This window comes from Thermocatellispora tengchongensis (genome assembly GCF_014202315.1).
GTDB lineage: Bacteria > Actinomycetota > Actinomycetes > Streptosporangiales > Streptosporangiaceae > Thermocatellispora > Thermocatellispora tengchongensis.
On sequence record NZ_JACHGN010000007.1, the window covers coordinates 13,560 to 31,112 of the forward strand.

The following is a 17,553-nucleotide window of genomic DNA, read 5'->3' on the forward strand; positions in this document are numbered from 1 at the left end:
TCCGCCCCGGTGAATCCGGGGGGTGACCATGGCATCGCCTTCTTCACGGTCGAAGCGGATCGAGCACCGCCGACGCTAACACACGGCCCTCCGGCCGAGCACCCGCATTTCGGGGGCGGCGGTACCGCTAGTGTTCGGCAGTGGTGGAAGCAACCCGCGCCGAAGGAGGCAGGACCCCCGTGGCCACCGATCCCGCTCCGCTCGCGATCGACTCTCCGGGGGGCGAGTCCTACGAGATCGACGACCCCAAGATCCTGCAGCTCGTGTACGACCCGCTCAGGTTCCGGCTGCTGCTGCTGACCTCCGCCGAGCCGCGTACGGTGACCGAGCTGGCCGAGGCCGTCGGCAGGCCCCGGGGCCGCCTGTACTACCACGTGCACAAGCTGGAGGAGCACGGCCTGCTCACCGTGGCCGGGCAGCACACGGTGGGCACCCGGGTGGAGCACAGCTATCGGGCGCGCTACTCCTCCTTCCGGCTCTCCCCCGCGCTGCGCGGGCACCCTCTCGCCCGCGCCCACGCGCCGCTGCCCGGCGTGGTGCACGACCTGGTGGACCGGCAGCTCGACGCGTACGCGGCGCTGGCCGCCGAGAGCCCGGTGCTGCTGCTGAACCGGCAGCGCCGGCTGTCGCCGGAGCGGGCCGCGGAGTTCCGGCGGCGGGCGGCCGAGCTGATGGAGGAGTTCCTCGGCGACGGCGCCCCCGCCGACGACGAGGGCACCTGGTACGCCGGCACTCTCCTGGTCACCCCGGCCGCCGCGCCGGTGCCCGGCCCGCCTGCTCGATCGTGACCACGGCGTCGATCGCGATCGGCACCTCGATCCACTCCTCGGCGGAGGTCCGGGGGGCGAGGCCGCCGTGTGCGGTGAGCGTGCGGCCGCGCGGGTTGCGGTAGCGCAGCACCCCGGTGACCGACGGGTCCGAGGACATGCGCCGGAACCGGAACACCGCGCGCTCGGCGGTGATCTCGTACTCGACCCGCGCCACGGCCGCGTCCCCGTCTTGTTCGCGGCGGCGAGGGTGTGGCGGCGGGCGAGCGCCCGGTCGGCCTCGTCGGGCAGCCCGAACCCCACGTCGTACGCCAGCCGCCGCATCGACCGCACCATTGGCCGCACGGCCGACCTCGGCCCCGGCTCCTCCGGCCGTCCGGCCGACTTCCACCCCCGCCCGTCCGGCCGCACGGTCGTGCCCCGGCTTGGCCTGCTCCGCCATGGGGCGGCCCGCCGCGGCCTGGTGCGGGGTGGGGTCCGGCCGGGTCCCGGTGGGGGCCGCCAGCTCGTTGAAGTGGTCGCCATGCTCCATCTCGTACCTCCTGATCCCGGGAAGCCGTTCTATTTAATTGGAATAGAACAGTAGCCGATGGGGGCACCCGAAGTGCCGCGGGGGCCGCGATTTGAGGGCTCTGGGGCCGGCGATCCGCGCCCGGAGGCGAAGTATCCCGGTGGCACGACCTCCCTCAAAACCCCTCCAAGTCCTGACATTTCCGATTTGTCGTCACATAGAGTGCAGGCACGACCACAACTCGTAGTGCCGCTGAAGCAGGAAGAGAGGTGGCATCGTGCGGAAGATCGAGATCGTCTGGCCCGAACTGGACATCACCGTGCAGGCGGACCTGGACGACCGCAATCCCGCTCTGGCCGACGCCCTCTGGCAGTCGCTGCCCTACCGCAGCCTGCAGGGGCACGCCCTCGTGGCGGGCCATCACCTGTTCCACGTCGCGCCCATCCACTCACTGCTCCACCTGCCCGCCCACCACAAGGTGGACCGGCGTCTGGAGCCCGACGGCACCGTGTTCTGCTCCCGCCTCCAGCACCTCGGCATCAAGTACGGCGCCCTCACCGAACCCATGCTCGCCACGCCGGTGGGCCTGGTGCGTGAGGAGGACACCGCCAGGCTGGCCGAGGCCGGCCGCGCCGTCTGGGAGTCGGTGTACTCCACCAAGCGGCCCGTCATCGCCGAGGTGCGCCGCGCCGGCGAGCCGTCCGGCCACGAACTCCCCCGCCTCACCGCACGCAACCCGCTGGTCGACGCCCTGATCGGCGACCTGTACGCCGAGACCAAGCGCATCTGGCTGGAGCCACCGGAGGAACTCGTCGAACTGCACGAGGGCAGAGTCCGCTCGGGAGCCGGCAGCTACGAGACCGTCCTCACGACACTCCTGTTCGTCAACGGCGAGACACGCCCGCTCGGGTACGCCTGCTACGGCGGCCTCGTCCGGGCGGCGCAGACCGACATCCCGCTGCCGGCCCTGCGGGAGATGGCCCGCATCCTGGCCGCCACGCCCGCCGAGTTCCTCGGCTACTGCGGCCTGGAGACGCTGTGGCGCTTCACCCGCCGGACCATGGACCTGCTCGACCAGATCTCCGAACGCGACGACTACACCGCGCTGATGGCCCACATGGCGCTGTACGTCAACTGCCTGGGCGGCTGGAACCTGCACCTGTTCCCGTGGCAGATCGGCGACCACCTGCGCCCGCTCAGGTCCGCCACCGCCGCCACCGCGGCCGCGAACGGCGCGGTCAACGGCGCCACGAACGGCGCGCGTAAGCCCGCCGCGGCCAAGCGCGCCACAGCCGCCGCCACCGCGGCCCACGGCACCGGCAACGGCAGTGCCAACGGCAACGGCGATGGGAACGGCAACGGCAAGCGGAACGGCAAGCGCGTCCCGGGCGCCGGCGAGAGGCAGATCGCGTGAGCGCCGTCCATACGACGGAGGCGGCCGGAGGGACGCCCAAGACGGCCGAGGTGGCGGTGATCGGCGGCGGCGTGATCGGCCTGTCGATCGCCTTCCACCTGGCCGAGGCGGGCGTCCGGACGGTCCTGCTGGAACGGGATGCGCTCGGTTCGGGCGCCTCCCGGGCCACCGCCGACGTCGTACGCAGCTATTTCGCCGGCAACCCGATCAGCTCCGCCCTCGCGGTGCGCAGCCTGGCGGCCTACCACGACTTCCCGGAGCGGCCCGGTACGGCGCTGCACCTGCGCCACGTCGGCTACCTGGTGCTGTTCACCGAGCCCGGCCAAATCGAGGAGTTCGAGCGCGACCTGCCCGCGCAGCGGGCGGCCGGGGTGCAGGTGGAACTGATCGGCGCCGACGACGCCCGGGAGCTCAACCCGCTCATCGGCGACCCGGACGTCCTCGCGGCCGCCTGGTCGCCGGACGCGTACGTCTGCGACACCTCGGCCATCGTGTCGGGGTACGCGCAGGCGGCGCGCCGGGCGGGAGCCGTACTGCTGACCAACAGCCCGGTGACGCGGGTGGACCCGCGGGCGGGCCGGGTGCGCACCTCCGCGGGCACCGTGACGGCCGAGACGATCGTGTGCGCGGCCGGCGCCTGGTCCGCCCCCATCGCGGCGGGCGCGGGCGTGGACATCCCGCTCACCGCGCCGATCACCCAGGTGCTGCTCACCACCGACCCGCTGCCGCCCGGCACCCCGGACATCCCGGTCACGCTGCACGCCGCCAGCGGCCTGCTCGTACGCGTCCGCGACGGCCGGCTGCTGATCGGCATGGGCTACCCGGGGCCCGACCGCGACGAGTGGCAGGCCGCGGTCGCGGCCCGGCTCGCCGCGACGTACCCGTCCCTGGCGGGAGCCCGCCTGCACACCGCGGTCACCGGGCTGCGCGACGCGAGCCCCGACAAGACCGCCTTCATCGGCGGCTCGCGGTCCTTCATGTACGCGGCCGGCTTCTCCGGGCACGGCCTGTGCAACGCGCCCGCGGCCGGCGAGGTCATCCGTGACCTCTACCTGGGCAAGGACCCCGGGATCGACATGACCACTCTTGCCTCGACGCGAAGGGGGTGACGACGATGCGCGTCAACGGAACCGGAGCCCGACGGCGGGGCGACGCCTGCCCGTACCGCCATGTCCTGGCCTCCGAAACGCCCGACCTGCACGCCGACAACGACCGGCTGCGGGCGGCGGGGCCGCTCGTGCCCGTGGTGATGGTCGGCGGGGTGCGGGCGTGGGCGGCCACCCGTTACTCCACGCTCCAGCAGATACTCACCCATCCGGCGATATCCAAGGACATCACGCACTGGGCCGACTACATGGCCGGCCGGGTGCCGCCGGACTGGCCGCTGCTCAACATCGTCGCGGCCCGCTCGCTGATCACCGCCGAGGGCGAGGCGCACAACCGGCTGCGCGGCCTGGTGTCACGGGCGTTCACGCCGCGCCGCGTGCACAACCTGGAGCCGCGGATCTCGGAGCTGACCCTGGAACTGCTCGACGACCTGGCCGAGCACCCGCCGGGCGAGCCGGTGGACGTGCGCGCCGAGTTCGCGTACCCGCTGCCCAGGAACGTCATCTGCGAGCTGGTCGGCATGCCGCGCGAGTGGCGCGCGGAGATGGACGAGCTGAGCGACACCCTGTTCCGGGTGACCGACGACCAGGCGTGCTCGGACGCCCGCATGGAGGGCCTGCACAAGCTGTTCCGGCGCGTCATCGAGCTGCGCCGCCGCGAGCCGGGCGACGACCTGACCAGCGCCCTGATCGCGGCGCGCGACGAGGACGGCGACCGGCTCACCGAGGAGGAGCTGTACGACACGGTGATGACCATGTTCATCGCCGGCCACGAGACCACCGTCAACCTGATCACCAATGCGATCCGGGCCCTGCTGGCCCACCCGGACCAGCTCGCGCTGCTGCGCGACGGCAAGCTGCCGTGGAGCGCGGCCGTGGAGGAGACCCTGCGCTGGGACTCGCCGGTGGCGCACTTCCCGATGCGCTACGTGCTGGAGGACGTCGAGATCGACGGCGTACGCCTGAGCGCCGGAGACGCGGTCCTGTCCTGCTACGCCGCCGTGGGCCGCGACCCGGACCAGTTCGGCGAGGATGCGGCCCGCTTCGACGTCACCCGCGACACCCCCAGCCACCTGTCCTTCGGCCACGGCCCTCACTTCTGCGTGGGCGCCGCCCTGGCCCGTACCGAGGCCGAACTCGGCCTGGCCGCCCTGTTCACCGCATTTCCTGACATGACCCCGGCCGTGCCGCTGACCAGTCTGCGGCCCCTGAGCACCGTGCTCAGCAACAGCGTCAGGACCCTGCCCGTCTACCTGACCCGCCCATAGCCGGCGACCCTCGCGCCGAACGCGTCCAGGCCGGCCCCGCGGGGACCGGCCTGGACGTCATGCATCAGCGATCAGACGAGGTCGAACCGGTCGAGGTTCATGACCTTGACCCACGCCGCGACGAAGTCCTTGACGAACTTCTCCTTCGCGTCGTCGCTCGCGTAGACCTCGGCGAGCGCGCGCAGCTCGGAGTTCGACCCGAAGACGAGGTCGGCGCGGCTGCCGGTCCACTTGACCTCGCCCGTGGCGGCGTCGCGCCCCTCGAAGGTGGTCGCGTCCTCCGAGGTCGACTTCCACGTCGTGCCCAGGTCGAGCAGGTTGACGAAGAAGTCGTTGGTCAGGGCCCCGGGGGTCGTGGTGAAGACGCCGAGCGGCGACTGCTGGTAGTTCGCGCCCAGGACCCGGAGACCGCCGACGAGGACGGTCATCTCGGGGGCGCTCAGGGTCAGCAGGTTGGCCCGGTCGATCAGCAGGTACTCGGCCGGCAGGCGGTTGCCCTTGCCGAGGTAGTTGCGGAACCCGTCGGCGGTGGGCTCCAGCGCGGCGAACGACTCCACGTCGGTCTGGTCCTGCGACGCGTCCACGCGGCCCGGGGTGAAGGGCACCTCGACGTCGAAGCCGGCGTCCTTGGCCGCCTTCTCGACGGCCGCGCTGCCGGCGAGGACGATCACGTCGGCGAGCGAGACCCGCTTGCCGCCGCTCTGGGAGGCGTTGAAGGCGTCCTGGATGCCCTCCAGGGTGCGCAGCACCGTCGCGAGCTGGTCGGGCTCGTTGACCTCCCACCCGCTCTGCGGCTCCAGGCGGATGCGCGCGCCGTTGGCGCCGCCGCGCTTGTCGCTGCCGCGGAAGGTCGAGGCCGACGCCCACGCGGTGGACACGAGCTGGGACACCGACAGGCCGGAGGCGAGGATCTGGCCCTTGAGGGTGGCGATGTCCTCGGCGTCGATGAGCTCGTGCGTCACCGGGGGCAGGGGGTCCTGCCACAGCAGCGTCTCGCTCGGGACCTCCGGGCCGAGGTAGCGCACGATCGGGCCCATGTCGCGGTGGGTCAGCTTGAACCAGGCGCGGGCGAAGGCGTCGGCGAACTCGTCGGGGTGCTCCAGCCAGCGCCGCGTGATCTGCTCGTAGATCGGGTCCACGCGCAGCGCGATGTCGGTCGTGAGCATCGTCGGGGCGTGACGCTTCGACGGGTCGTGGGCGTCGGGGACGGTGCCCGCCCCGGCGCCGTCCTTCGGCCGCCACTGGTGGGCGCCGGCGGGGCTCTTGAACAGCTCCCACTCGTAGCCGTACAGGGTCTCCAGGAAGCTGTTGTCCCAGGTCACCGGGGTGGGGGTAAAGATCCCCTCAAGACCGCTGGTGATCGTGTCGGCGCCCTTGCCGGTGCCGAAGGTGTTCCTCCAGCCCAGGCCCTGCTCCTCGATCGGGGCGGCCTCGGGGTCGGGGCCGACGTGCTCCGACGGGCCCGCGCCGTGGGTCTTGCCGAAGGTGTGACCGCCCGCGATCAGGGCGGCGGTCTCCTCGTCGTTCATGGCCATCCGGCGGAACGTCTCACGGATGTCGCGCGCCGCGGCGAGCGGGTCGGGGTTGCCGTTCGGGCCCTCGGGGTTGACGTAGATGAGGCCCATCTGGACGGCGGCGAGGGGGTTCTCCAGCTCCCGGTCGCCGGTGTAGCGCTCGTCGCCGAGCCAGGTGGTCTCGGGACCCCAGTAGACGTCCTCGTCGGGCTCCCAGACGTCCTCACGGCCGCCGGCGAAGCCGAAGGTCTTGAAGCCCATCGACTCCAGGGCGACGTTGCCGGCGAGGATCATGAGGTCGGCCCAGGAGATCTTCTGGCCGTACTTCTTCTTGACCGGCCACAGCAGGCGGCGCGCCTTGTCGAGGTTGGCGTTGTCGGGCCAACTGTTGAGGGGGGCGAAGCGCTGCTGCCCGGCCCCGGCGCCGCCACGGCCGTCGCTGATCCGGTAGGTGCCCGCGCTGTGCCACGCCATCCGGATGATGAACGGGCCGTAGTGGCCGAAGTCGGCCGGCCACCAGTCCTGCGAGGTCGTCAGCACCTCCGCGATGTCCCGCTTCACGGCCGCGAGGTCGAGGCTCTGGAACGCCTCGGCGTAGTCGAAGTCCTGGCCGAGCGGGTTGGCCGCCGGGTGGTGCTTGGCGAGGATCTTCAGGTTCAGCCGGTCCGGCCACCACTGGCGGTTCCCGCCACCCTGAGTCGGGTGCGGAGCGCGGTGCGCGACCGGGCAGCCGCCCACGTCCTCCGACTTCGCGTCTGTGACGATTGCATCATGGTTCTCAGACATGGGAATCCTTCCGGACTTGCGGATCACTGTGCGCAGGAACTGTGGCGGTGGAGCAGCCGGGGCACAGGCCCCAGAAGATGACCTCGGCCTCGTCGATGGCGAAGCCGTGGTCGTCGGAGGCGGTCAGGCAGGGCGCCTCCCCAACCGAGCAGTCGACGTCGGCGACGGCACCGCACGACCGGCACACGATGTGGTGGTGGTTGTCCCCGACGCGTCCCTCGAACCGGGCCGAGCTGCCGGCCGGCTCGATGCGGCGTACGAGCCCCGCCGCGGTGAGCGCGTGCAGGGCCTCATACACCGCTTGCAGGGAGATATGGCCCACACGAGCGCGCACCCCGGAGGCGATGGCCTCGACGCCGAGGTGGTCACCCTCGCGGACGGTTTCGAGCAGCGCGACGCGGGCGGCCGTCACCCGCAGGCCGGCCCCGCGCAGTTCCTCGGCGATGGTCGGATTCTTGGGTGCGGTCACGGCGCCAAACTTATATCCCTAAACGCGAACGATACAAGAGAACGAATGCTCCAAGTTTGGCGTCGCGCAGATGACGTCCGCCCCGCCCGGCCCCCTACGCGACGACGCGACGCCCCGACGAGGAAGCAGCAGATCAACAAGCACGCAAGAACGCCGCGGTGGTGTCCACGAACCGGTCGGCGTCGTCGAGCCAGGGAAAGTGCCCGGCTCGCGGCTGAACGACGAGTTCGGCGTCCGGGAACAGCCCGGCGAGCTTGGCCATCGCGGGAGGAGGGGAGTTCACATCGACCTCACCGGCGAGGAGCAGCACCGGCGCCGTGAATCGGGCGAGCGCGGCGCGGGTGGCCTCCGGGTCGAAGGCCCCTTCGGAGCCGAAGACGGCGGCGGCTTCGCCGTTCCTCTGCTCGCCCTCGGCGGCCTTGTGCGCCCGAGCCGTCTCGTCCCACCGGCCGTACCAGAACGGCGCGATGGCCTGGAAGGCGTCACGGTCGCCCTGCCCGGCCATGATCGCCTCCAGGGCCGCGAACGCCGCCGGGAACCACGGCTCGTCCTCACGCAGCCGGGCGGTGTCACGCCGGACGTCCTGGCCGATCGTGATCCCGACGGCCATGACGCTCGGGGTGATCAGCGCGAGCCTGCCGACGCGTTCCGGATGGCGGGCGGCGTACAGGATGGCCAGATTCGCGCCCGCGGAATGGGCGAGCAGGTCGATCCGGTCACGCTCAAGGTGCTCGCGCAAGGCCTCGACGTCATCGACGAGCCGGTCGCAGCGGTACGAGGCGGTGTCCTCCGGCACCGCGGACCGCCCGGTGCCCCGCAGATCCAGCATGATCAACTGCCGGTGCGCGGAGAGGCCCCCGAGGTCGCCGAGGTAGGCGGACGCCTGCATCGGCCCGCCGGGCAGGCAGACCACCGGCGGGCCGTCACCGAACACGCGGTAGACGAGCTCGGTGCCGTCGTATGAGCTGAAGGATTCCATGCCCAGCAGCCTGAGGGAGAACGGCACGGCCCGGCTACCCTTCGGCCGATCCTGCTCCATGCGCGACCCGCCCTCATAGGTGCATGGCCGGGGCTTCCCGAAACGGAGAGGTCATGTGACCATCGGTCGGTGGAGAACGAGGTGGTGTGGGCGGCCAGGCAGGTCAGGGAGCACGTGGCCGAGTTGGTGACCGATGGGCGGGCCGAGGTCGTGGCCGCCGAACTGGACTCGCTCATCGAGGCGGGGGCCGACGACGAGGCTCGGCTGGATCGGGTGCTCGCGGGCTACGACCACGTGTGGACCTGGCTCAATGAGCGGCTCGGCGACAGACCCGCCGTGTGGCGGAAATACGTGGACCCCTCGCCTGGGGACTTCGGTGACATCGACGCGCTGGTCTACCAGTGCCCCGCCGGGCACCGGTGGGTCCGGCTCGGAGTGGGGACCCCCGTCCCGGCCTGCGCCGAGCAAGGCTGCGGACAGCCGCTGAGCCGGGCCTGACGTGGGCGGCAAGTTATGGGAGGGCGTGGCGGGCAAGCTCGCCGAACGGTGGCTGGCCCAGTCGGTGCCCGCACTGGTCTTCTGGCTGGCGTCCTTCGCCGCCTGGATCCACAGCCGGGGCGGCTGGCATGCGACCCTGCGACCGGCCGAGGACCTGGAGGCGCTCCCGCTGCTCGCCCAGATCGTCATCGTGGCGGCGCTCATCCTCGGGATCGGGGCCAGCGCCCTCCTGGTGCAGCGCCTCACCCCCGCGATGACCCGTCTGCTGGAGGGCCACGGCCCCCGATGGGTCAACCGAGTCGCCCAGTCGCCGGGCCGGTGGGGCTGGTGGAAGCCGCTCGGCGAGCGGACGCGCCGGGCCCGCGAGCGGCACGGGAAGCTGTGGCTCGCCAACAGGGACGGCTCACTGGACGCGAACGGCAAGGCGGAGCTGGCCAGGCTGGAGGCCGAGCGGCTCCGCTACCCCGACGACCCCTCCAAGGAGATGCCCACCAGGCTCGGCAACATCCTGCGGGCGGTCGAAGAGCGGCCCCGCGAACGCTACGGCCTGGACACCGTCGCCCTATGGCCGCATCTGTGGCTCAGGCTGCCCAGCGACGCGCGCGGCGACCTGGCCGCAGCCCGGCAGGACTTCGACCGGGCGGTCGGCACGATGATCTGGGGGTTCGCCTCGCTGGGGCTGGTGGGGCTGACGAGGTGGGCGCTGCTGACGGCCGTTCTCGTCCCCCTGGTGGCCTACCGGTTCTGGGTGCTGCCCAGCGCGGCGACGTACGCCGACCTCGTCGGTGCCGCGTTCGACGTCTATCGCGGCGAGCTCTACGCGGCCACCCGCTGGCCCCAGCCCGAAGGGCCGAAGAACGAGCGGGCGCAGGGGATCGCGCTGACGGCTTATCTCGTACGCGGCGTCTACGACGAGCGGGTCCTCTTCGCGGAGAGGAAGGGATGAGCCGTGCCCGCCGGGGAGGTCCAACGGCTCAACGACGACGCGTTCGCGGCCTTCGCGGTCTTCGAGGAGAGCGGGCTGCGACGTGACCTGCTGAAAGCGACGCGGCTGTGGCAGACGGCGCTCGACCTCGCCAGGGAGACCTCCGACCGGGATGCCGCCTGGATGGCCGCCTATCTCGGCATCGCCGCCCGCCGAGGCCATGAGAGCGGGTTCGGTGCGACCTACCTGGACCGGGCCGTCCGGCACCATCGGCTCGCAGTCCAGCTCGGCGAACCCTTCGCCCCGGTGGATCGCAGCGCGCTGCTGGTCTGGTGGGGCGAGGCGCTACTGGACCGGTTCACCGCGAAGGAGAAGGCCAGGGACGTGAGGCTGGCGCAGGACGCGTTCCGGGAGGCGATGCGCCTCAACCCGATCGACACCGAGTGGTGGCTGCGCGCCGCCAAGGGCCGGGCGTGGGCCGACCGCTTCCGTTACGAGCTGACCAGGCAGGTCGAATGGCTGGAGCAGGCAGTCGCCCTGATGACCCGGGTCCTGGCGGGGACGCCCGGCGACCTGGAAGCACTGCGCGCCCTCGGCCTGCTGCTCGCGGATCTCAGCGGCTGGGACAGGCGGCAACGTGGCACCGCCATCGGCAAGCTGCGGGAGGCCATCGCGGCCACCCCTGACACCGATCCCCAGCAGGTGATCCTGCTCACCGCACTCGGCTCCCTGCTCACCTCGGACGCCGTCGCGCACAGGGATGACGCCCTGCTCGACGAGGCGATCACCTGCCTGGAGCGCGCGAGACGGCACCCCGCAGCGGACACGGGCTGCCTGGCCGGCCTGTCGCATGCCCTTCACGTCCGGGGCGTGCGCCACCGCAGTGAGGCGGATCTCGACCAGGCCGAGGCGCTCATCCGCCAGGCCATCGAGGAGACGCCGCCCGGCCAGCGGGTGGAACTGACGATCCACCTGGGTGCGGTGCTGGAAAGCCGCGACCCGTCCGGTCTCGAAGCCGCCGGCCTCTACCGGTCGATCCTGCGGGACACGTCCGACAGCCCGGAGGTGGAGCCGGCCGTCTGCGGGCCGCTGGGAGAGATCGCGCTGCGGCAAGGCCGGTACGACGAGGCCGCGGCGGCCTTCGAGCGAGGGCTCTCCGCGCGCTGGCGGACGCTGGGCACGCAGCTCCGGCGAACGTACCGTGAAGATGAATTGGACCACAGCCACGACCTGATCGGCGGCGCGGCGCTGGCGCACGCGCTGCGCGGCGACCCCGGGTCCGCCGCGCTCGCGATCGAGAGCGGCCGCGCGTTCGCGCTCTCCGACACGATCAGCCGGCGTCGCCCGCAGATCACCGGGGACTACGAGGACTACACCGTCCGTGAGATGTTCGCCCACCTGAACGAGAACCTGCAGCGGCTCGTCCAGCAGAACGCCGCCGCGCATCTCGTCGCCGAGGCACGCGAGAAGCTGGAGGAGGCGGCCAGGAAGATCCGGAAGATCCCCGGCTACGAGAACTTCCTCCAGCGGCCCGCCCTGGAGGACCTGCGGCAGGCCGCCAGGGAGCGCCCGCTGCTCTACCTGCTCCCCTGCGCCGAGGCGGGGCTGGCCGTGCTCGTGACGGCGGCCGACGCCCAGACGATCTGGCTGCCGGATGTCACCGAAGAGGCGGTGGCGGCTCAGGCCGCGCGGTTGCAGCGCGCCTGCGCGGACATGGGAGCCGACGGTGCGCGGACGATCGAGCAGATCGGGCGCTGGCTGGGGCGGGCCCTCCTCGCGCCGCTTCTGGCCGGGCTGGGCGACGTACGCGAGGTCGTGGCCATCCCGTGCGGGCTGCTGGGCGGACTGCCGCTGCACGCGGCGACGCTTCCCGGCGAGGGACGGCACGCGATCGACGAGCTGATGATCTCGTACGCGCCGAACGGGCGGTCACTGCTGAACGCGCGGCGCATCCGCGACCAGGTGCCGGACGACAGCCTGCTGTCCATCGTGGAGCCGGATGCGCCGGGGCAGGCGCCCCTGGCGATGGCCTGGCCGGAGGCGCTGTCGGCGCACCGCTGGTTCCCCTCGGGGCGCAGCCACCGGCTCCGGGGCGCCGCCGCCACCAAGGAGTCGGTGCTGGCGCTGGTCGGCAGGTATTCCGTGCTGCACGCCGTCTGCCACGCGACCTCCTACCCGGCCGACCCTGACGAGAGCGCGCTCATCCTCTCCGGCGGTGAGCGGTTGACCCTCCGCGACCTCAGGGAGCAGAAGGGACTGATCAACGAGGGGCGGTTGCGACTCCGGCTCGCGGTGCTGTCCGCCTGCGAGACCGCGGTGCCGGGGCACGTGCTGCCCGACGAGATGGCCGGATTGCCCGCCGGACTGCTGGCGACGGGGGTAGCGGGTGTCGTCGCCTCACTCTGGCCGGTGCCCGACCGGGCCACGTCGATCCTGATGACCCGCTTCTACCAGAACTGGCGTCAGGACGGCCTGGAGCCGGCGCACGCGCTGCATGCGGCTCAGCGGTGGATGAGCCGGGCCACGAATGCGGAGATCTTACGGCTGTATCCGCATCTGCTCCGCAAACAGGACATTCCGGCGGGTGGATTCGCCAGGCGAGTCTGGGACAGGGCGGGGTATGGCCACCCGGTGAACTGGGCGGCGTTCGTCTATCTGGGGGTATGAAACGCGTCGCGCTCCCCCGGGCCTGGGGTTCGGCCGGTAGGAGGGGGCCCGCCTCACCAGGGGACCCCCTCGCGGGTCACCGCTCGCAGTTGACCTCGCTCTCGCCGGTGCAGGTGTCGATGTCCAGGCCGCCGTCGATGACGTCGATGCCGCCGCTTCCGTCCAGGACGTCGTTGCCACGTCCCCCTCTGAGGTCGTCGCGGCCGTCGCCGCCGCTCAGCGTGTCCCCGCCGAGCGATCCGGCCATGATCGTCGGCAGGGAGGTGTTGTTGTTGCCGTTGTCGTCGCCGCCGAAGAGGTTGACCTGAATGCTGCTCACCCCGGTGCAGGTCACCTTGCTCGGCGTGACGGTGAAGCACCCGGTGCTCGGGGTCACCCTCTGGGAGGCGGGTGCGGAGACCGACACGCCGCCGGAAACCGGGTTGATCTCGATGGTGTCGCTCTCGGCGGTTCCCTGCACGATCATGATCCCGCTCTGGACCGAGACGGTGGCCCCGCCGACGGCGTACGCGGGGGCGGCCAGGGCGGTGGCGGTGGTCAAGGCGGCGGCGGACAGGACGAGGGCGGTGAGCGCGTGGCGGGCACGTGACATGGTGGCGGTCCCTTTCTCAGTAAGGAGCGGATGTGGAGAGGGGTGCGGTCCCGCGTCTTGTTGTATCGCCGGGCTTCGGCCGCCGTCGGTGTCGTTTTGCACGGTGCGTCATTCGACGCATTCACCGAGAATCTGAAGGAGCGGCGCGTTGACGTCCTCGTTGAGCGCGCGGTCGAGCGTCCGCTCGATCATCCGGTTCTCCCGCTCGGTCCTCCTCGGACTTTCACGACCTGGCCGGTGACCTGCTTGACCGCCTGTGCCCCGGCTCGGAAGGCAGCACGCCGAGCCGCTGAAACACCTCCAGACCACCTGGAGCACCGGGCTGGGCGGCTGGACGAGCTCAGAGCTGGGAAGCGCCTCCGTCCACGACGAACTCGGTGCCGGTGGTGTACGTGGCGTCGAAGGCGAGGAACGCGGCCGCCGTGGCGACCTCTTCGGGGGTGCCGTAACGCCGCATGGGATTGCCCGCGATCCGCTCCGCCTTGAACTGCTCGGCGGCCTCTTTGGTCATCGTGTTCTCCAGAATTCCCGTGTCGATGGGACCGGGGCTGACCGCGTTGACCCGAATTCCGCGCGGAAGCAGCTCGCGGGCGAACGTGCGGGCCATCGAGCGCAGCGCCGCTTTGCCGGCCGCATAGACACTGGTATCCGGCAAGCCGATGACGTTCGCGATCGAGGTGGTCAAAACGACACCGGCGCCCGTGCTCAGCAGCGGGGCGAGCTTCTGGACGGTGAAGTAGGCGCCCTTGACGTTGATCGCGAACAGCTCGTCGTACATCTCCTCGGTCGTCGACTCGAAGGGCGTGGGGGGTGCGATGCCGGCGTTGACGAACAGGGCCTCGATCGTGCCGAGTTCGTCCTTCACGCGGTCGGCCAGCGTGTCCAGGTCGGACAGTGAGGCCACATCGCCCCGTACGGCCACGGCGTTCTCGCCGAGCCGCTCCCGAGCGGCGTCCAGCGTGTCCTGGGAACGACCGGTGATCAGCACGCGGGCTCCGCCGTCCGCCAGCAGCCTCGCCACCGCGAACCCCATGCCGCTGCTGCCACCCGTGATCACGACATTCTTGTCACTGTACTTACCCATGCCAGGATTTCTTCGTTCCTTCTCGCATCATCAGAGTGAATTCGCCGGCTTACGCGCTGCAGGCCGTGTCCGCACCTCGGCCTGCGCGAGATCAGCGGCGGGTTTCGATCTTCAGGTCGCCTGCGGTCACATTGCGGATGTGGTCACTGGCGAGCAGGTCGTGCGGGACGCCCAGTCCGATCGCACTGGCCTCGCCGAGACGGGCCAGTTGGGAGGCGGTGAGATCGACCTCCAGGGCGCCCAGATTGTCCTCCAGTTGCGCCAAGGTGCGGGCGCCGATGATCGGTGCCGTCACGTCCGGGTTGCGCAGGGTCCAGGCCAGCCCGACCTGGGCGGGGGTGCGGCCCAGTTCCGCGGCGACCTCCTTCACGACGTCGGCGATGGCGAGATTGCGTTCGGTGAGCATGCCCAAGGCGAAGTTGAAGCTCTTGCGGGTGCCGTCGCCGGATGCGGCGTTCGCCGCGGTCAGGTCCTCGCGGCCGTACTTGCCGGTGAGCACCCCGCCGGCCAGGGGGGAGTACGGGATCACGCCCAGCCCCATCTCGCGGGCCATCGGGATCAGGTCACGTTCCCCGCTGCGCTCGATCAGGTTGTATTCGATCTGCAGCGCGACCAGCGGCGACCAGCCGCGCAGGTCGGCGATGGCCTGCATGCGCGACACCTGCCAGGCGGGGGCGTTGGAGATCCCCACGTACAGGATCTTGCCCTGCCGGACCAGGTCGTCCATGCCGCGCAGGATCTCCTCGACCGGAGTCCTGAAATCCCACACGTGCAGGTAGAGCAGATCGATGTAGTCGGTATCGAGCTGCCGCAGGCTGGCTTCCACCGACGTGAACAGGCTCTTGCGGTGCGCGCCGGCGGAATTGGGGTCGCCGGGCCGGCGCAGGGTCGTGTATTTCGTGGCCAGCACCAGGCTTTCGCGCCTGCCGCGGGTGAATTCGCCGAGCATGCGCTCGGAGCTGCCTTCGGTGTAGGTGTTGGCGGTGTCGATGAAGTTGCCGCCGCGCTCGATGTAGAGGTCGAACAGCTTGCGCGCCTCGTCCTGCTCGGTGCCCCAGCCCCACTCGGTGCCGAAGGTGGCCGTGCCCAGCGCCAGTGGTGAGACCCGCAGCCCGGAGCGGCCCAGCAGCCGGTAGGTGTCGAGGGTGAGCGACATCGTGTCCCCCTGTGCTCGTGTTCGGTTGCCCAGAACAAGGCTGTGACCGCCGCGAGCCGGGGGTAAGGGAGAGCGGCTCCTGGGAAAACCAGTCCTACCCTGGCTGTCGGGACCGGACATGCGGCGTCGCTACGGCGACCGCGCCGCCCCCCGTCGCCGAGCATCGCCCGTCCCTGCCCGCCCTGCTCGCCCCCCGGCCCGGCCGCGACGCCACCGGCCATGTGCATGCGGTGATCCGCCTCTGACAGCGAGCCCTGGCCGAACCCTGCGGGCCCGACCGATGATCCGGGACGTCGTACGGGTGGTTCAGGCGTCGGTCGCCGGAGCGTCCTTCCGGAGGCCGGAGGCTCGCGACTCCTGTCCGGCCTCGGCGAGGTCCTTGTCCTCGATCCGGAACACGTTCACCTGTGACTTGTGGAAGGCGAGCCAGCCGGCGAGGAGCCCGGCCGCGACCAGGGCGGTGAGCAGGGCGTACATGAGCCGGGGCGAGGTGAGCAGGGCCGGGGTGACCACGGCGAGGGCCGAGGCGGCGACGCGGGCGACGGCGATGATGGCGCCCTGCGCGGACGCGCGGAGCAGGGTCGGGAACGACTCCTGGGCCCAGATCTTCATGATCGCTTCGAAGGCCCATGACCCGCCGATCGCGCCGCAGAGCGCCGCGATCATGATCGTGGGCAGTGAGAACCCGAAGGCGGCGGGGATGCCGTACGCCGCGACCAGGAAGAACGCGCCGACGACGTAGTAGGTCATGCGGCGGGGTCCGTCCGAGACGCGCATGAACCAGAGGGCGAAGAGCAGGCCGAGGGGGAGGCCGGCGAGGGCGATGAATGATGCGGTCTGAACCGTCAGTCCCACCACGTTGACGGCGATATAGGTGCTGAACTGGCCTTTGGTGTTCGCGCCCAGGTTGGTCAGGGAGTAGAACACGAGCAGCGCGAGGAACGGCACGAGGTAGGTCCTCTCGGTCAGGACGTCCCTGATGCCGTGGCGTTCGGCTCGTACGGTGCGCGCTCCCGACCTTCGTTCCCGGTGCGCGGCCCTCCACGAGCTCGACTCGGGGATCGTGAGCCGCAGCAGCAGTACGGCGAGCGCCACCACGCCGGCGTGGCCGAACAGGATCTGGCCGCCCAGGTACCCCAGGTCTCCCACAGCCGCCGAGAGTGCGATCGTCGCGGCGATGCCCGCGAACCAGAGGATCTGCGAGAAGCTGATGAGCTTGCCCCGGTTCCCGTCCGTGGCCGCCTCGGAGATCGTGGCGAGGGACACGGGAAGGTCGGCTCCGCTGCCGAGGCCGACGAGGATCGTTCCGGTGAGGAGCCCGATGAAGCCGCCGGAGAGGACGAGCAGGGCGGCGCCCACGACGATCATCGCCATGGTGACGATGAACACCGAGCGGCGCCCGAAGGCGTCGCCGAGCCGTCCTCCGATCAGCGCGCCGACGGCGATGCAGAGGGTCAGCGCCGCCGACAGGACGCCGATCTCGGTGGGCGTGACGCCGATGGCCTGCTGGTACAGCACGAGTGCCGTCCCCGAACCGACGATCGCCGCGGCGTCGATGTAGGAGGCCATGCCGGCGACGACGCCCACCCACCAGGGGTTCGGTGCTGGGGCCGCGGACTGTGCAGGGGGCATCGATGTTCTCCTCGTGGACGGGGGACCTGAGACCCCGCGGCAGGTGAATCGTTTTAATGCGCGATGCGGTTCGATTCCGTAGGTCGCGGCGGGAGTGTTCAGCGGGACGGCGCGCATCCCGTTGGGTTGCCCACACGGTACAGAGCGGCGTCACCCCTCACAAGTGTCTTCGGGACAGGTGATGG

General features: G+C 71.1%; 15 protein-coding genes. 7 read left to right on the forward strand and 8 right to left on the reverse strand.

The genetic code is table 11. From position 1 onward, the window contains the following. Positions 1 to 179 precede the first annotated feature (179 nt). On the forward strand, positions 180 to 788 hold the full coding sequence (locus HNP84_RS17280) for an ArsR/SmtB family transcription factor (protein WP_185050779.1): 609 nt from the start codon (positions 180 to 182) through the stop codon (positions 786 to 788). Here HNP84_RS17280 and HNP84_RS17285 read toward each other — a convergent pair. Continuing rightward, positions 742 to 984: a hypothetical protein gene (locus HNP84_RS17285; RefSeq protein WP_185050780.1), complete on the reverse strand. Its 243-nt coding sequence runs from the start codon at positions 982 to 984 to the stop codon at positions 742 to 744. The two genes, HNP84_RS17280 and HNP84_RS17285, sit on opposite strands and share 47 nt — an antisense overlap. Before the next feature lie 571 nt (positions 985 to 1,555). Here HNP84_RS17285 and HNP84_RS17290 point away from each other — a divergent pair. From HNP84_RS17290 to HNP84_RS17300, 3 genes are read left to right on the forward strand one after another with little or no spacing between them, the layout of a single operon-like run. Then, positions 1,556 to 2,692, forward strand: coding sequence for a cucumopine synthase-related protein (locus HNP84_RS17290; RefSeq protein ID WP_312925056.1), 1,137 nt, complete (start codon positions 1,556 to 1,558; stop codon positions 2,690 to 2,692). After that, positions 2,689 to 3,801, forward strand: coding sequence for an NAD(P)/FAD-dependent oxidoreductase (locus HNP84_RS17295; protein WP_185050781.1), 1,113 nt, complete (start codon positions 2,689 to 2,691; stop codon positions 3,799 to 3,801). The genes HNP84_RS17290 and HNP84_RS17295 overlap by 4 nt, the downstream gene beginning before the upstream one ends. A gap of 5 nt (positions 3,802 to 3,806) precedes the next feature. Next, entirely contained in the window at positions 3,807 to 5,066 is a 1,260-nt protein-coding gene (locus HNP84_RS17300; protein WP_185050782.1) for a cytochrome P450 family protein, read from the forward strand. A 71-nt stretch (positions 5,067 to 5,137) separates the two neighbouring features. Here HNP84_RS17300 and katG read toward each other — a convergent pair whose 3' ends face one another. The 3 genes from katG to HNP84_RS17315 form a co-directional block, all read right to left on the reverse strand. Further along, positions 5,138 to 7,366, reverse strand: a complete 2,229-nt coding sequence (gene katG, locus HNP84_RS17305) for a catalase/peroxidase HPI (protein ID WP_185050783.1) — start codon at positions 7,364 to 7,366, stop codon at positions 5,138 to 5,140. Next, the gene (locus HNP84_RS17310; protein WP_185050784.1) at positions 7,359 to 7,835 is read right to left on the reverse strand and encodes a Fur family transcriptional regulator; all 477 of its coding nucleotides are present in this window, start codon (positions 7,833 to 7,835) and stop codon (positions 7,359 to 7,361) included. Before HNP84_RS17310 ends, katG begins: the two co-directional genes overlap by 8 nt. 133 nt (positions 7,836 to 7,968) lie before the next feature. Continuing rightward, the gene (locus HNP84_RS17315; protein ID WP_312925058.1) at positions 7,969 to 8,841 is read right to left on the reverse strand and encodes an alpha/beta fold hydrolase; all 873 of its coding nucleotides are present in this window, start codon (positions 8,839 to 8,841) and stop codon (positions 7,969 to 7,971) included. 102 nt (positions 8,842 to 8,943) lie between these two features. On the opposite strand from HNP84_RS17315, the gene HNP84_RS17320 reads away from it, so the two are divergent. From HNP84_RS17320 to HNP84_RS56095, 3 genes are read left to right on the forward strand one after another with little or no spacing between them, the layout of a single operon-like run. Continuing rightward, positions 8,944 to 9,312: a hypothetical protein gene (locus HNP84_RS17320; protein WP_185050785.1), complete on the forward strand. Its 369-nt coding sequence runs from the start codon at positions 8,944 to 8,946 to the stop codon at positions 9,310 to 9,312. Between the two features lies 1 nt (position 9,313). Beyond that, a complete protein-coding gene (locus tag HNP84_RS17325; protein ID WP_185050786.1) occupies positions 9,314 to 10,258 on the forward strand; it encodes a hypothetical protein in 945 nt (314 codons plus the stop codon). Between the two features lie 3 nt (positions 10,259 to 10,261). Next, the gene (locus HNP84_RS56095; RefSeq protein WP_185050787.1) at positions 10,262 to 12,904 is read left to right on the forward strand and encodes a CHAT domain-containing protein; all 2,643 of its coding nucleotides are present in this window, start codon (positions 10,262 to 10,264) and stop codon (positions 12,902 to 12,904) included. Positions 12,905 to 12,980: 76 nt separating this feature from the next. Here HNP84_RS56095 and HNP84_RS17335 read toward each other — a convergent pair whose 3' ends face one another. The 4 genes from HNP84_RS17335 to HNP84_RS17350 all read right to left on the reverse strand — a co-directional run bounded on the left by HNP84_RS17335 (position 12,981) and on the right by HNP84_RS17350 (position 17,368). Next, a complete protein-coding gene (locus HNP84_RS17335; RefSeq protein WP_185050788.1) occupies positions 12,981 to 13,496 on the reverse strand; it encodes a calcium-binding protein in 516 nt (171 codons plus the stop codon). Between the two features lie 340 nt (positions 13,497 to 13,836). Continuing rightward, the gene (locus HNP84_RS17340) at positions 13,837 to 14,580 is read right to left on the reverse strand and encodes an SDR family oxidoreductase (protein ID WP_185050789.1); all 744 of its coding nucleotides are present in this window, start codon (positions 14,578 to 14,580) and stop codon (positions 13,837 to 13,839) included. 91 nt (positions 14,581 to 14,671) lie between these two features. Beyond that, positions 14,672 to 15,736 carry an aldo/keto reductase gene (locus tag HNP84_RS17345; protein WP_185050790.1) on the reverse strand — a complete coding sequence of 355 codons (1,065 nt, stop codon included), beginning with the start codon at positions 15,734 to 15,736 and terminating at the stop codon, positions 14,672 to 14,674. Positions 15,737 to 16,042: 306 nt separating this feature from the next. Then, positions 16,043 to 17,368, reverse strand: a complete 1,326-nt coding sequence (locus HNP84_RS17350; RefSeq protein WP_185050791.1) for an MFS transporter — start codon at positions 17,366 to 17,368, stop codon at positions 16,043 to 16,045. Positions 17,369 to 17,553: the final 185 nt, after the last annotated feature.

Coding starts and splice junctions, on each gene's coding strand:
- HNP84_RS17300 (WP_185050782.1), top strand. CDS start 3,807: ATGCGCGTCAACGGAACCGGAGCCCGACGGCGGGGCGACGCCTGCCCG.
- katG (WP_185050783.1), bottom strand. CDS start 7,366: ATGTCTGAGAACCATGATGCAATCGTCACAGACGCGAAGTCGGAGGAC.
- HNP84_RS17335 (WP_185050788.1), bottom strand. CDS start 13,496: ATGTCACGTGCCCGCCACGCGCTCACCGCCCTCGTCCTGTCCGCCGCC.
- HNP84_RS17340 (WP_185050789.1), bottom strand. CDS start 14,580: ATGGGTAAGTACAGTGACAAGAATGTCGTGATCACGGGTGGCAGCAGC.
- HNP84_RS17345 (WP_185050790.1), bottom strand. CDS start 15,736: ATGTCGCTCACCCTCGACACCTACCGGCTGCTGGGCCGCTCCGGGCTG.
- HNP84_RS17350 (WP_185050791.1), bottom strand. CDS start 17,368: ATGCCCCCTGCACAGTCCGCGGCCCCAGCACCGAACCCCTGGTGGGTG.